At 60.4% G+C, this 14,875-nt stretch carries 14 protein-coding genes; 3 read left to right on the top strand and 11 right to left on the bottom strand.

Going from position 1 to position 14,875, the window contains the following annotated elements; translation table 11 throughout:
* The first annotated feature begins 168 nt into the window (after nucleotides 1–168).
* The 3 genes from uvrA to CWI66_RS03180 all read left to right on the top strand — a co-directional run bounded on the left by uvrA (nucleotide 169) and on the right by CWI66_RS03180 (nucleotide 4,477).
* Nucleotides 169–3,012 carry an excinuclease ABC subunit UvrA gene (uvrA, locus tag CWI66_RS03190; protein WP_100730952.1) on the top strand — a complete coding sequence of 948 codons (2,844 nt, stop codon included), beginning with the start codon at nucleotides 169–171 and terminating at the stop codon, nucleotides 3,010–3,012.
* 128 nt (nucleotides 3,013–3,140) lie between these two features.
* On the top strand, nucleotides 3,141–3,878 hold the full coding sequence (locus CWI66_RS03185) for a Crp/Fnr family transcriptional regulator (RefSeq protein ID WP_016915737.1): 738 nt from the start codon (nucleotides 3,141–3,143) through the stop codon (nucleotides 3,876–3,878).
* A 38-nt stretch (nucleotides 3,879–3,916) separates the two neighbouring features.
* Nucleotides 3,917–4,477: a hypothetical protein gene (locus tag CWI66_RS03180; protein ID WP_100730914.1), complete on the top strand. Its 561-nt coding sequence runs from the start codon at nucleotides 3,917–3,919 to the stop codon at nucleotides 4,475–4,477.
* Here CWI66_RS03180 and CWI66_RS03175 read toward each other — a convergent pair.
* The 11 genes from CWI66_RS03175 to cheY form a co-directional block, all read right to left on the bottom strand.
* Entirely contained in the window at nucleotides 4,474–4,740 is a 267-nt protein-coding gene (locus tag CWI66_RS03175) for a hypothetical protein (RefSeq protein ID WP_157808945.1), read from the bottom strand. The genes CWI66_RS03180 and CWI66_RS03175 overlap by 4 nt on opposite strands.
* Nucleotides 4,741–4,763: 23 nt before the next feature.
* Complete coding sequence (locus CWI66_RS03170) at nucleotides 4,764–5,435, bottom strand: OmpA/MotB family protein (RefSeq protein ID WP_100730912.1); 672 nt, start codon at nucleotides 5,433–5,435, stop codon at nucleotides 4,764–4,766.
* A gap of 4 nt (nucleotides 5,436–5,439) precedes the next feature.
* The gene (locus CWI66_RS03165) at nucleotides 5,440–6,258 is read right to left on the bottom strand and encodes a motility protein A (protein WP_100730911.1); all 819 of its coding nucleotides are present in this window, start codon (nucleotides 6,256–6,258) and stop codon (nucleotides 5,440–5,442) included.
* Between the two features lie 40 nt (nucleotides 6,259–6,298).
* A complete protein-coding gene (locus CWI66_RS03160) occupies nucleotides 6,299–7,003 on the bottom strand; it encodes an RNA polymerase sigma factor FliA (protein ID WP_100730910.1) in 705 nt (234 codons plus the stop codon).
* A gap of 26 nt (nucleotides 7,004–7,029) precedes the next feature.
* On the bottom strand, nucleotides 7,030–7,341 hold the full coding sequence (locus CWI66_RS03155) for a flagellar protein FlhE (RefSeq protein ID WP_232710723.1): 312 nt from the start codon (nucleotides 7,339–7,341) through the stop codon (nucleotides 7,030–7,032).
* A gap of 195 nt (nucleotides 7,342–7,536) precedes the next feature.
* Complete coding sequence (locus tag CWI66_RS03150) at nucleotides 7,537–8,124, bottom strand: hypothetical protein (RefSeq protein ID WP_081139209.1); 588 nt, start codon at nucleotides 8,122–8,124, stop codon at nucleotides 7,537–7,539.
* Complete coding sequence (gene flhF / locus CWI66_RS03145) at nucleotides 8,121–10,295, bottom strand: flagellar biosynthesis protein FlhF (RefSeq protein WP_100730909.1); 2,175 nt, start codon at nucleotides 10,293–10,295, stop codon at nucleotides 8,121–8,123. The genes CWI66_RS03150 and flhF overlap by 4 nt, the downstream gene beginning before the upstream one ends.
* A 50-nt stretch (nucleotides 10,296–10,345) precedes the next feature.
* The gene (gene flhA, locus CWI66_RS03140) at nucleotides 10,346–12,430 is read right to left on the bottom strand and encodes a flagellar biosynthesis protein FlhA (RefSeq protein ID WP_016915728.1); all 2,085 of its coding nucleotides are present in this window, start codon (nucleotides 12,428–12,430) and stop codon (nucleotides 10,346–10,348) included.
* Nucleotides 12,427–13,593 (bottom strand): flagellar biosynthesis protein FlhB, encoded by a 1,167-nt coding sequence (gene flhB, locus CWI66_RS03135; protein ID WP_016915727.1) that lies wholly within the window; start codon nucleotides 13,591–13,593, stop codon nucleotides 12,427–12,429. Before flhB ends, flhA begins: the two co-directional genes overlap by 4 nt.
* Before the next feature lie 132 nt (nucleotides 13,594–13,725).
* Entirely contained in the window at nucleotides 13,726–14,421 is a 696-nt protein-coding gene (cheZ, locus tag CWI66_RS03130) for a protein phosphatase CheZ (protein ID WP_016915726.1), read from the bottom strand.
* A gap of 42 nt (nucleotides 14,422–14,463) precedes the next feature.
* A complete protein-coding gene (cheY, locus tag CWI66_RS03125) occupies nucleotides 14,464–14,853 on the bottom strand; it encodes a chemotaxis response regulator CheY (RefSeq protein WP_016915725.1) in 390 nt (129 codons plus the stop codon).
* Nucleotides 14,854–14,875: the final 22 nt, after the last annotated feature.

Genomic DNA, 14,875 nt, shown 5'->3' with positions numbered 1-14,875 from the left:
TGGGCCGAACGGCCTGAAATAACCGCCCATTCTAGCGCTTTGTCGGCACGCTGGAAACGCCAAGCATGAAATGCCCGCCACGCTGCAGCGAAGCGAAGCGAGACAGTTTTGCCGGAAGGGGTGCCGCAACCGTATAATTACGCTTTTGCCACGCGATTCGAGGTGTTGATGGACAGCATTCTGGTCAGGGGTGCCCGCACCCACAACCTCAAGCAGATCGATGTGGAGCTGCCCCGCGACAAGCTGATCGTGATTACCGGCCTGTCAGGCTCCGGCAAGTCGTCCCTGGCGTTCGATACGCTCTACGCCGAGGGCCAGCGGCGCTATGTGGAATCGCTCTCCACCTATGCGCGCCAGTTTCTATCAATGATGGAAAAGCCCGATGTGGATCACATCGAAGGGCTCTCTCCGGCCATCTCCATCGAGCAAAAATCCACCTCTCACAACCCTCGGTCGACGGTTGGCACGATTACCGAGATTTACGACTACCTGCGCCTACTGTTTGCCCGTGCCGGCACCCCTCGCTGCCCAGAGCATGGCGAGGACCTGGAAGCCCAGACGATCTCCCAGATGGTCGATCAGGTCATGAACCTGGCGGAAGGCACCCGCTTGATGCTGCTGGCGCCGGTCGTCAAAGGCCGCAAGGGGGAGCATTTACAGCTGCTGTCCGAGCTGCGCGCGCAGGGGTTCGTGCGCGTCCAGATTGATGGCCAGGTGCTGGAGTTGGACGACATAGCGCCGCTGGACAAGCGCAAGAAGCACGATATCAGCGTGGTCGTGGACCGTTTCAAGGTACGTGACGATATCGCCCAGCGCCTGGCGGAATCCTTCGAGACGGCCCTGAACCTGGCCGACGGCACCGCCATGGTGCATTTCATGGACGGCGAGCAGGACGATCTGGTCTTCTCGTCCCGCTTTGCCTGCCCCGTTTGCGGCTATTCGCTCTCCGAGTTGGAGCCGCGGATGTTTTCGTTCAACAACCCGGCAGGGGCGTGCCCGACCTGCGACGGCCTGGGCATACAGCAGTACTTCGACCCGGAGAAACTGATCAGCCACCCCGAGCTTTCCCTGGCGGAAGGCGTGATCAAGGGCTGGGATCGGCGCAACATTTATTACTTTACCCAGCTACAGGCGCTGGCCAAGCATTACCGCTTCGAGCTGGAAACGCCCTGGCAGGAGCTGGCCCGCCACGAGCGGGACATCATCCTCAACGGCAGTGGTGGCGAGCTGGTCCCCTTCGTTTACGTGGGAGACCGTGGCCGGAAAGTCACCCGTGAGCATGCCTTTGAAGGGGTGCTGCCCAACATGCAGCGCCGCTACCGGGAAACCGAGTCCAGCATGGTGCGCGACGACCTGGCCAAGTACATTGCGGTTCAGCCCTGCACCGCCTGCCACGGCTCGCGGCTCCGCAAGGAGTCTCGCCATGTGTATGTCGATGACCGAAACATCGCGGATATCGTCCACCTGCCGATTGGCGAGGCGTGGCGCTACTTTGGCGCGCTGGCGCTTCCCGGGCGCAAGGGAGAAATTGCCGACAAGATCGTCAACGAGATCCATGCTCGCCTGGAATTTCTGGTCAACGTGGGGCTTGATTACCTGAACCTCGAACGCAGCGCCGACACGCTCTCCGGGGGTGAGGCACAGCGTATCCGCCTGGCTAGCCAGATCGGTGCTGGCCTGGTGGGCGTCATGTACATTCTGGACGAACCCTCCATCGGGCTGCACCAGCGGGACAACGACCGTCTGCTCAAGACGCTGGAGCGATTGCGCGACCTGGGCAACACCGTGATCGTCGTCGAGCACGACGAAGATGCCATCCGCGCGGCGGACCACGTGCTGGACATCGGCCCCGGTGCAGGTGTCCATGGGGGCGAGATCGTCGCCCAGGGCACGCCGCAGCAGGTGATGGACAACCCGAATTCGCTGACCGGCCAGTATCTCTCTGGCAGCCGCGAAATTGCCGTCCCGGCTTACCGGATCCCGGGCAATCCCGAGAAGCAACTGGTGGTGCGCGGTGCCACGGGCAATAACCTGCAAAATGTCACCCTCAGCCTGCCACTGGGGCTGTTCATTGCCGTGACGGGCGTCTCCGGCTCCGGCAAGTCGACGCTGATCAACGGCACGCTGATGCCGATTGCCGCCCGTGAACTCAACCGGGCCACCACCCTGACACCGGCTCCCTACGAGAAGGTGGAAGGCCTGGACCAGCTCGACAAGGTCATCGACATCGACCAGAGCCCGATCGGCCGCACCCCGCGCTCCAACCCGGCCACCTATACCGGCATTTTCACGCCTATTCGTGAGCTGTTCGCCGGTACCCAGGAGGCTCGTTCCCGGGGGTACAAACCCGGGCGCTTCAGCTTCAACGTCAAGGGCGGCCGCTGCGAAGCCTGCCAGGGCGAAGGCATGATCAAGGTGGAGATGCACTTTCTGCCGGATATCTACGTCCCTTGTGACGTGTGCAAGGGCAAGCGCTACAATCGCGAAACCCTGGATATCCACTACAAAGGCAAGACCATCCACGAGGTATTGGAGATGACGGTGGAAGATGCGCTGGCCTTCTTCAGCCCCGTGCCCGCCATCGCCCGACGCCTGCAAACGCTCATGGATGTGGGGCTTTCCTACATCCGTTTGGGGCAAAGCGCCACGACGCTTTCCGGGGGCGAAGCTCAGCGGGTCAAGCTGGCGCGCGAGCTGGCCAAGCGTGACACCGGCAAAACCCTCTACATTCTGGATGAACCCACCACTGGCCTGCACTTCGAGGATATCCGCCAGCTGCTGACGGTGCTGCACCGCCTCCGCGACCACGGCAATACCATCGTGGTGATCGAGCATAACCTGGATGTCATCAAGACGGCCGACTGGTTGATCGATCTGGGGCCGGAAGGCGGTTCGGGCGGAGGTCAAATCATCGCCGAGGGCCCCCCTGAACAGCTGGCCAAACAGACGGTATCGCACACCGGGCGCTTTCTGGCACCGTTACTCGAACGTGGCAGCCGTGCCACACGCTAGGCGCATCATGGCCGCTGCCCAAGCGTTTAGGCAGCGGCCAAAAAATTCAGGAAAAGGCGGCGCTGACTGCTTATAGTAAGCAGCGAGACTGCTTAACAATGGTTGCTTCCTGTGAGGAGACACACGCTGTGGAACAGGACAAAAGCTGTATTATCCGCCACTTTAGCCACTACTGCTCGCTCAACGATGACGAGAAAGCGCTGCTGGCCTCGCTGGAAGAGAGCCCCACCAACATCAAGGCGGGCACGGTGCTCTGGGAGATGGGCGCACCGGCTAATGAGTTCTGCACGCTGCGCAGCGGCTGGGCCTACTCCTACCGGCACCTCGAAAACGGCGACCGTCAGATTCTGGAGGTTTTCCTGCCCGGCGACATCATCGGCCTGCGAGAGTTTGCGTTTTCCCAGCGCCTTGAAAATGTCCGCATGATCAGCGACGGCGTCATTTGCCACTTTCCCCACAAGCGTATGCTGGAGGTCTTCCGCGAGTCGCTGTCGCTCACGTCGGTGATGTTTGCCATTGCCAGCCGACAGCAAGCGCTGCTGACCGAACGGCTGGTCAACCTGGCACGGCGCAGCGCGCGCAAGAAGATGGCCCATTTCCTACATGAAATGTATCTGCGCTTGCGCCAGACCAACGACGATATCAGCGGGCAGTTCCGCCTCCCCCTGTCACAGGAGCAGTTGGCCGACATCCTGGGCTTGAGCCCGGTTCATGTCAGCCGAACCTTCACCGCACTCAGCGAAGACGGTCTGGTGTTTCGTGACCGGCACCATGTCACCATTCCGGACCTCGATGCGCTGGCTACCGAAGGAGAGTTCGACGACTGCTACCTGACCGACAACGTCAGGCCGTTGCTGGAAGCTTGAACGCCCTATCTTTTAGACCTTCAACGATGATACCGCTTATGCCCGTCAAGAGCCGTACACTGCTGGCGATACTGGGGGGGAGCCTGCTGGGCAACGCCCAGCTCGTCCAGGCGGCCACGTTCAACGTGGAGCACGCCGAACCCCATGAACACTGGTCGTCGATGGCGCTGTCACTGGGCGAAGAGCGCCACTTTCGTGCCGTCGAGACCCACAGCTACTCCGATGCCACCTTGAGCCTCAATACCAGCCAGGGGGTATGCGACCTCCCCTGGCTGGAAATGCGCGTGACGCTGGCACAGCAGCAGGGCGAGAGCCGCGCCGTCAATCTGGTGCCCACACGGCTGCGCATAGATGACCAGCCCATCGTGGATACCATGGCCGAGTTCATCACCGAGCGCGGCGATGACGGCTTCTACGCACACTTTTACCTGAGCGATCTCGACACACTGATGGCCCAGATGCGCACCGGTGAGCAGTTTTTTCTGGGCTTCGACCAAAACGAGCAGGAGCCCTGGTACATGACCTTCAGCCTCAACGGCGCAGACCGCGCCATCGCGCGCATGCAGCAGCTGTGCGAGGACAGCACAACAGAAGATTAACCGGTTCGCTGCTCGGCGATTTCCACACGATAGCGGTTCCAGGCCTGGATCAATGGATCGAAGTGGGCCAACTGTTCCAGCCGATGGTTGGCCAGAGCCAGCGCCTTGCGCTCTTGCTCGAGGTGCATATTGAGCGTGCTGATTTCGTAAGCCGAAATGGCCAGCGTCAGGTTTTCACCCAGAGCGACCTGCATTTGCCGACAGTCGGGATCGAGCACCAGCACGGCGCCAAAGGATTGCAGTCGAGAGTGATGCGTCGACACAAAGATAGCCTCGAGATAGAGCTTTACCCCTCGACCTGCTGCTTGAGCAGCAGTTCAACGCGTCGGTTGGCAGCTCGCCCGTCCGCGGTCGCGTTGCTTTCCATGGGTTGGGTGTCGGCATAGCCAACTGCCCGCATACGAGAAATGGCGATACCCTGGCGCTCCAACTGGCGTACCACGGCAATGGCTCGCCCCGTGGAAAGCTCCCAGTTGGAGGGAAAACGCGGGGTGGCAATGGGCACGTTATCGGTATGCCCTTCCACCGATATTTGGCCTTCGAACGTTTGGAGTACTGACGTGAGACCTTCTAACACGATCAGGCCCTGAGGCGTTAGCACATCGCTACCACTGGAAAACAACAGGCTGTCGTCGATGCGCAGGGTGATGCCCTCACGACCCTGCGAGACACTGACCCCAGGAATATCCAGCCCCGCCATCTGCGACTGCACGCCGTCGTGACGTGGATGAATACCAGTGGCCAATGAGGCCAACGGCATGGCCATGATGGCACTGGCCGGCCCCATGGCATCGCTCTCCCTCCCTTCGCCACCGCCAGGAGGCGTCAGCGCCAGCAAGAGCACGAACAGGGTAATCAGCAGCGTCAAGACGTCCAGGTAACTGGTCAGCCACCCTTCATCGTCCTCGCTTGCTGCCGCAGGCAGCTCCAGCGCATGCCGTGCATCCTGGTTGAGCATGGGGCTACCCTTTCTTCAGCGCTGGGTCGGCATCCGGGCGCGGCTTGACGCTCGCATCACGAATTTCATCGTGGTAGTTGGCCACGAACGAGTTCAGCGTTTCTTCGATGAACGACGGCAAGCGACGCTTGGTAATCAGTGAAATGCCTTCCAACACCATGTTCATGGTGATCAACCGCTCTTCGGTGCGCCGCTCCAGCTTGACGGCAATGGGTTTGAAGACCAGATTGGCCAGCAAAATACCGTAGAACGTGGTGAGCAGCGCCACGGCCATGCGCGGACCAATCACTTGCAGATCGCCCGCATCCATGACTTCCAGCATGTTGATCAACCCCACCAGCGTACCGATCATGCCGAAGGCCGGCGCATAGGTGGCCATGGTGCGAAAAATCTGTGCTTCGGCATGCTCCCGCGCCTTCAGACGTGCGATTCGCCAGCGCAGCATGTCAAAAATTTCATCTTCCTTGGTATTGGCAATGACCAGTTGAATCCCGGTGCGCAGAAACGGGTTGCGCGTGTGCTCCAGCTCCCGCTCCACGGCTCGCACATCGCCCTTGAACCATAACCGCGACATGGCCACCAACTCGCTGATATCGTCGCGCACGTAGGTATTCTCGCGGCGGAATACCAGCCCTACCAGGCGCACCACCCGCAGCACCTCCTTCAGGGGGTAGCTGATGAATGTCGCTGCCAGGGTGCCGGTAATGACGATGGCAAGGCCAGGCAAATTGATAAAGCTTTCGGGTGATTCTGCGGTGAAGAACAGCACGCTTACCAATAACAGCATGCTGGCAAATATGCCGATCAGCGTAGAGGGGTTCATCAACAGTTCCTTGCCGGTTAACGTGAGAAGGGTAAGAGGGTTAATGCTGGTCGCTCAAGCGAGCACGAAGGCGACTAACGGCCTGACTATGCAGTTGCGATACTCGCGACTCGGTCACACCCAGTACCGCTCCCACTTCCTTGAGGTTCATCTCTTCCTGGTAATACAGAGCCATCAGCAGTTTTTCACGCTCGGGCAGCGCCTCAATGGCTTCGATGAGTGTGCGCCGCTGCTGCTCATCGAGCAGCTGCTCGAACGGGCGATTGGCGCTGCCTTCGTCACCCGCTGGCTCACCGCCATCGGCCACCAGCTCCTCGAAAGGCAGTAACCGACCGCTGTTGGTGTCATTCAGCAGCTGCTGATAGTCACTCAATGGCATATCCAATGCCTGCGCGATTTCCGTCTCTTCGGGGGGCCTGCCCAGTACCTGCTCCAAACGGCGCACGGTTTCATCGACCGCCCGGGCAGAGCGGCGCACGCTGCGCGGCAACCAATCCCGAGTGCGCAGCTCATCCATCATGGCCCCCCGGATGCGCTGGCTGGCGAACGTGGCAAACGTCGCGCCCTGTGCGGCATCAAAGCGACCCAGCGCCTCCAGCAAGCCCACCATACCCGCTTGAATCAGATCATCCAGCTCGATACTGGCGGGCAATCTGACCTGCAGCGTCAAGGCCTGACGTCTCACCAGTGGCATGTATTGCGTCAACAGCTCACTCTGCTTGATCCTGCCTTGTGCTGTATACATCCTATCGCCTCACGGCTAAACGATCTTTACTGATAGTTCACGATGACCTGTAACCCCTGCACCCGCACGGGTCGCTGCCCCGGCGACAGCGCAAAACGCATATAGAGCGGTTCGCTGGCGCTCAGGCCGGACAGTGCCATGGTACTGCCACGCGCGCTCCCCAAGGGCACACACTGTTCAGGATGGCACAGCCAGGCGTTGACAGGCACGTGGGCAGGCGTCTCGAAACGCCATTGCACTCTCGCCAACGTCGCACTTCCCAGCGGTACGCCCGCAGGGGGGCTGATGGCCTGGCTACTGCTTGCCCGATCGCTCATGGCCACCATCACCGAGGGCATTTGGCTGCTCCAGCTCCCCGTGGCCGCTAGCACCGAGCTGGCGAACCCAAACGCCAGCATCAGGAGCGCTGCGCTTGAGCAGCGCGCTCTGCGTGTCACTGTCGACCACTTTACAACGTGGATCAATGTTTGCCGACGCATCGTGTTGAGCGACCTCTTGTGTAGAACCATGGGCGGCACCTTGTCATGGGGCCATCAGCGCGCCAGTAGCAACAGCTCTATCTGCAAGTAATGCTCGGCGGCATCACGCAAGTTGTCGAGCAGCCCCTGCCGCGGCAGGTGGGGCTCGTGCAGCGCCAGCAAACGCGCTGGCCCGCCCCGCTCGCGCATCTGGCGCAGCGCGCGGTACATGCTCGCAAAGGCTTCGGCATCGCTGTTGACCCATAGCGCCCAATGGGGGTAGCGCTCGGCCAGGGCCGTCAGCGACCCTGTCTCTGGCTGGGCTACCTTGATGTCCCACTCCTGCGGATCACCCGCCCATTGGCGCCCCAGCGACGCCCACTGGGCCAGGCGCCCCTTGACCTTGTCTACCTGCACGGCGCCCGCTGAGCTCAGGCCCACCACCACCAGTGTCCGCGTTGGACGCGGCGGCGACACATTGGCCGCCGCCGTGGTGACCTCTGGCGAAGTGGCAGTGGCGGCTGACGCAGTATCCGCGGACGGCACGTCAACGTCCATTGCCTCTTGCGGTTCTTGTTGCGCTTCTTCCTGTTGCTCGCCGCGCTGCTGACGCTGTAAATCTGCCCATTTTCTCAGCCCTGCCGCCTGGTCCTGGCCCTTCATAGCACATCCTCAAGGCTGACACTGCCCAGTTGACGAATGGCATCGCGGGCCATCAGCACATGCAGCAGCGCATCCAGCAGCGCCGTATCGCGACGCTTGCGCTGGCTACCCAGTAACCGAATCAGGTCCGTTCGCAGCGCCTGGCCGTGCTCATCATCGGCCAGGTCGAGATGGCCTGCCACGGCTGCCGCGCCGCTGGCCATCAGCAGGCGCAGCTCACGACTGACCTCACCGCCGTCATTGTCCTTGAGCTGCTGCCAGGCACGCCTGGTAAGTGCGGCCAGCCCATCGCTTTCGAGCTGTGTGACCAGCAGGGACAGGACATCGCTGCCCAGCCGTGCAGGTGTCAACCAGTAGCGACGCGCGACGTGTTTGTCTGTTTCCGGGTCCTGGATATCGCCTACCCACGCCAGCAGCGGGTGGCCCGAGGCTGTTTGCACCTCTACATAGGCGTTACACAACTGCATTCGCTGGCCGCGAAAACGGATTGAGACGCTATGGGTCAGCGTGCTCTCTTGAAACAGGCCTTTCAGGGTGTAGCGCTCGCCCTGACAGTTTACGCGCTGACTGGCGTGTACCGCGCTGACCCAGGTCAAACGTTGGCCATGCAACCAGGCAAGTACGTCAGGCTCCGGCAGGGCGGGGAGGAGATGCACTGCCATATTCTCTCCGCACTCCGCCAGGCGCGGCAGCCAGCCGGCTGGCTGACGATGCTGAAGGCGGGTCAGGGCCAACCAGCGGCCTTGCTCATCCAGCCGAATGTCCGGCATCGTCCAATCACAGCCACGTCCCTGGCGGCGCGGCGACCAGGCCAGCCCCATGGCAGCGCTATTGGCCTCCGCTCCTGCCAGCAGCTCATCCAGCCGCTGATCCTGAACGACGCCGGGCAGTGCCCCGATATCCCAGGCGGCTTCCAACAGATGAAAATCCACCACCCGCTTACGCAGCCGAGACAATACCGACGAGAGCCGACGCCCCTGCCCCAGCACATCCCGCGACCAGCGTGGCAAGCTGATGGGCGCCGGTGATTCGGCGTGGCGCGCAGCGCGGGGCTGTGCAGCCAACGCCTGATCGATCAGCGCCCGAGCGTCGGCCACGGCCATGTCTTCGGGTACCTGCTGACCATAAGAGCCAAACAGGACGCGCATGCCGTGGCGCATGACGATATCCAGCGCCGGAGCCAGCCGCCCGGCTTCGTCCTGCTTGGTGATGATGCAGTCATCCAACGTAGCCCCCGCCGCTCTGGCTGCCTGACGGTAGCGCAGCACGACCTCCTCCAGCGTTTCGGGCTGGCTGGCAGCGTTCAACATCAGCACCAGACGCACGGTGGATTGGCCACCTTGCAGGTGAGCGATCTGTTCGATCACCCGCTGGTCGCGCTGACTCATGCCTACGGTATCGACAATCACCCACTGCTTGCCCTGCAGGCGCCCTACCAGCTCGTCGATGGGCTGCTCGACATCCAGCGCATACATGGGAGTATCCAGCAGTCGCGCGTAGATGCGCAGCTGCTCGTGAGCACCAATCCGGAAGCTGTCGGTGGTCACCAGCGCCACCGGGCGTGTGCCGTGGCGCATCACAAAACGAGCCGCCAGCTTGGCCGTCGTGGTCGTCTTGCCAACCCCGGTAGGGCCTACCAGGGCCACAATGCCGGTCTGGTCGAAAAATGCGTCTTCCTGACGGAGCACGCTCAGCCGCGCCATGAGCTGACCACGCAACCAGGTCATCAAGGTCTCACTGGAGGCCGGTAACGCTGCCAGCTCGTCGGGCAGTGCCTCGACCACTTCCTGACTCAGCTCGTTGCTGAAGCCGACGCGCAGCATCACCTGCTGCAAATGCTCTGACGCGCTATCCGCCCCTGGCGCAGGGTCGGGTTGTCGTCGCGCCAGCAGCTCGCGCATCTCTTGCATTTCACGCAGCAGGCGCTCGCTCATGGCTTCCAACGGGTCTGGCTGTTGGGGCAACGAAAACACCGGCGCAGCGGGTTCCTGCTGCGTGGCCGGACTGGGGGCAGGATCGAACTGATCGACGGCATCGTCTGCCATGGCGAGGATTTCGACTCCCCCTTCGGTGCGCCGATTGGCCACGATCAGGGCGTCATCGCCGAGTACTTCTCGCACCTGGCGCATGACATCGCGGCTGTTGGCTCCGACAAAACGTCTAACGCTCATGCTTCACCTGTTACCTGTGTACGAAAGACGGCTAACCATCAGGAGCGGCATCAGCGACCACCCACCAGCGTGGTCACACGCAGCGTGCGGTCGTCAGGAATTTCTGCCTGAGACATGACCACCAGGTGGCGCATGCGACGGCGCAGAAAACGCGAGAGCACGGCACGCAGCGAGTGCTGCACCACCAGCACCGGTGCCTCTCCGCTGCCTTCATGACGCTCCAACGCTTGCTGGGCTTGATTCATGAGGGTATCCGCAAGGCCTGGCTCCATGGCACCGTTGCCATTCATGGCCTGCAGCAACACTTGCTCCAGTTGAGCATCCAGCCCCATGACGTTCAGTGTCTCCTGCCCGGCAAACCACTGCTGGGTAATCGCGCGGCCCAGCGCGATACGCACCAGTGCCGTGAGTTCATTGGGATCCTTTTGCTGGCCAGCATGCTCGGCCAGGGTATCCAGCACGCTACGCATATCGCGAATCGAGACATCCTCATCCAGCAGGTTCTGCAAGATACGCTGCAATACCGTCAACGAGATAGCCTTGGGCACCACTTCTTCGACCAGTGACTTTTGATCGTCCCCCAGCTTGTCCAATAGCTTTTGAACTTCCTGACGACCCAGCATCTCTGGAGAGTGGCGATGCAGCAGATGGTTGAGGTGCGTGGCAATCACCGTACTGGCATCTACCACCGTGTAACCATACACCTGCGCGTGCTCACGCTGGTTGCTGTCGATCCAGACCGCTGGTAAACCAAACGCCGGATCCTGTGTCGGCGTACCCTGCAGTTCCCCCGACACCTGGCCGGGATCAATGGCCAGCCACTTGCCCGGCTGAGCCTCGGCACGCCCGATTTCGGCGCCTTTCATGGATAATACGTAGGTGTTAGGCGGTAGCTCCAGGTTGTCGCGAATATGCACCACCGGCGGCAGAAAGCCCACCTCTTGAGCAAATTTCTTGCGCACGCTCTTGATGCGCCCCAGCAGCTCGCCCTTCTGGCGCGAATCCACCAGCGGAATCAAACGGTGCCCCACTTCCAGCCCAAGCGTATCCACGAGCTGGACATCCTCCCAACTCGCCTCAGGGGTTTCCTGCAGCATGGGGGGTGGTGCAGCAGTCAGCTCCTGCTCGACCAGCGCCTGATTCTTGTGACGAATCAGGTACCAGGCCAGCCCGGACAACAGTGCAGTGAACAGCAGAAAAACAAAGTTGGGCATACCCGGCACGAGGCCCAGCAAGCCCATCACCATGGCCGCCAGAATCATCACCTGCGGATTCACGAACAGCTGGCTGATCATCTGCTGACCAACGTCCTGCTCGGTATTCACCCGAGAGACGGTCACGCCCGCCGCCGTGGAGATCACCAGCGCCGGAATCTGGGCCACCAGACCGTCACCGATGGTCAACAGCGTATAGGTGCGCGCGGCATCGCCGAACCCCATATTGTGCTGCATCATGCCAATCAGCAGACCACCAATGATGTTGACCACCATGATGACTAGCCCGGCTACCGCATCGCCACGCACGAACTTGCTGGCACCGTCCATGGAACCGTAAAAGTCGGCTTCCTGGGCTACTTCTGCGCGACGCTTCTTGGCATCCTCTTCGCCAATCAAACCGGCGTTCAAATCGGCATCGATGGCCATCTGTTTACCAGGCATGGCATCCAGCACAAAGCGGGCACCGACTTCGGCAATACGCCCGGCCCCTTTGGTGATGACCATGAAGTTGATGATCACCAGAATCAAGAACACTACCAAGCCAACGGCAAAGTTCCCCCCGACAAGGAAGGTGCCAAACGCCTCGATAACCTTGCCCGCAGCATCCCCCCCCTGGTGCCCTTCCATCAGCACCACGCGTGTGGAGGCAACGTTGAGCGAGAGCCGCAGCAGCGTGGTAAACAGCAGGACGGCAGGAAACGCGGCAAAATCCAGTGGCCGTTCGGCAAACATGCTGACCAGCAGCACCATGATCGCCAGAGCAATATTGAAGGTGAAGAGCATGTCGAGTGCGAACGGCGGCAGGGGCAGAATCATCATGCCCAGGATCATCAGGATCAGCAGCGGTCCTGCCAGCAGTTTCATACTGACATCGTTGGACCAGTTACGCTGATTGATTAGCTGGCTCAAACTTTTCATGGCTGCGCCTCATTGCCATCGGCACGACGGCCGGGCGTATCCATTTCCGGTGGGACCGGCAGGTTATCGGGGGTGGGGGGCACCTCGCCTCCTTGTTGTGAAACGTGCTTGAGACGGTAGGCCCAGGCCATGACTTCGGCCACGGCGGTATACAGCTCGGTCGGCACTTCCGCCTCCAGATCTACATGATGATACAGGGCGCGCGCCAGCGGTGCTGCTTCCAGTCGCGGCACACCGGCCTCTGCACCGATCTCACGGATTTTCGCGGCCACGGCATCGGCACCCTTGGCCACCAGTTTGGGCGCACCCATTTTCCCTTCCTGATACATCAAGGCCACCGCGTAATGGGTCGGGTTGGTGATGATCACGTCCGCCTCGGGGACTTTACTCATCATGCGCCCACGCGCCATGGCCTGCTGCTGTTGGCGAATGCGTCCCTTGACGTGGGGATCCCCTTCCGAGTCCTTGTGCTCTCGTTTGACTTCTTCCTTGGTCATCCTGAGCTGCTTGGCGTTGTTCCATAGTTGAAAAGGTACATCAATCAGGATCACCACGATCAAGGAGAACACGATTAGGCCAGCGGCCAAGGCAGCCATATTGAGCGCCGTGGTCAAGGCTTGCTGAACAGGTTGATCCATCAACCCCAAATACCTGCCAATATTAAAATACAAAAAGCTGAACGCAACGCTACCCACCAGAATGGATTTGGCTATCGCCTTGGCAAGCTCGGTCAACGACTGCATCGAAAACAGGCGCTTGATCCCTTTTACAGGGTTCAGCTTGGAGAATTTTGGCTTCATCGACTTGGCGGATATGAGCCACCCGCCCAGTAACGCGGGGGCCATCAATGCAATCACCGCGAGCAGTAAAAAAAGCGGCAACATCGTGAAGAGCGTTCGCTGGCCCAGGTCGAGCGCATTGACCAGCATGGGGGTGGTTTCCATGGCTTGGCGCCGCTCGAACAGAAATGCTTGCTCCATGACAGCCCCCAGCTGGTCATAGAGCATTTGTCCCATGCTCCAGAGGCCAACCACGCCTCCCAGAAGAATCATGAAAGTCGTCAGCTCTCGGGACCGAGGAACCTGCCCCTCTTCACGGGCCTTGTCCCGCCGTCGGGGCGTCGCCTCTTCGGTCTTTTCCTGATCGCTGTCGTTATCTGCCATGCGGTCATCCGGCTAACGAGGGGACGATGACTCAAAATGCGCCATACGATGCACTCAGCCGCCCCAAAGGACGGCTGAGCAGTTTGCCATTTTGCCAGATGCGGCTACTTACAATATATCAATAACCCGGCATTAAAAGCCCAATTCATCCAATAAGTCGTCTACCTGGTCCTGGCCCGTGACGATATCCGTGGCATTCTCTTTTACTTGAGGGCCATTCAGCAGCTCCTCATTGCGGCGTGCATTTTCGTTCTTCCACTGATCGTTCGCCTTACGCTGCATGGTTTCGCGCGCTTCTGCCCCCGGGACGTTATCGATCAGCACCTGCACCAGCTGGTGCTCGATTTCACGGATCACGTCCATCATCTTCTTGATGACCTGGCCCGTCAGATCCTGGAAGTCCTGGGCCATCATGATGTCCAGCAGTTCCTTATTGGTGGCAGCGGTGATTTCGGGCACATCGCTCAGGTACGTGCGCGTCTCCTTGACCAGCGCCTTGGCATCATCCAGCTCTTTGGGCGCCTCGAACCACTCGGCCCAACGCTTGTCCAGGGCTTCGGCACGCTCGGAGAGCTGATCCTGCAGCGGCTGGGCACGATCAATGGCATTCAAGGCCTTGTCTGCCGCTTGCTCGGTCATGGTGGCCACGTAGTGTAGACGGTCACGAGCGTCAGGTATTGCCTCTGCGGCCTTTTCGATCTCCTTATCCAACCCCAACTCACGCATGTTGTCACGCAGCATGCGAGTGAGCTTGCCAATCCGGACGATCAGGTCCTCAGCAGCCTCTTCAGAGAGTTTGGTAGCACCACCCTGCTCATTCTGGCTCATTATGTTGTCTCCTCGTTGACCGAGCACCAAAGCCCAGCTGCGTCATTTACCCATCTTCTCGAAGATTTTATTCAGCTTCTCTTCCAGAGTGGCCGCAGTGAACGGCTTGACCACGTAACCATTGGCACCGGCCTGGGCTGCCGCAATGATGTTCTCTTTTTTGGCTTCGGCCGTCACCATCAGTACCGGCAAGTCTTTCAACGCTTCATCCTGGCGGATTTCCTTGAGCATCTCCAGGCCGTCGAGGTTGGGCATGTTCCAGTCGGAAACGACAAACTCAAAATTGCCTGCCCGCAGCTTGTTGAGGGCGTCCTGGCCATCTTCCGCTTCGTCCACATTCGTAAAACCCAGCTCTTTCAGCAGGCTACGCACAATGCGGCGCATCGTGGGGAAATCATCTACTACCAGGAAGCTCATGTTCTTATCGGCCATTGGTCATCCTCTCACATCACAA

It is taken from the genome of Halomonas sp. 141 (assembly GCF_002810305.1).
GTDB classification, from domain to species: domain Bacteria; phylum Pseudomonadota; class Gammaproteobacteria; order Pseudomonadales; family Halomonadaceae; genus Vreelandella; species Vreelandella stevensii.
This window is presented reverse-complemented; position numbering and strand designations above follow the sequence as displayed.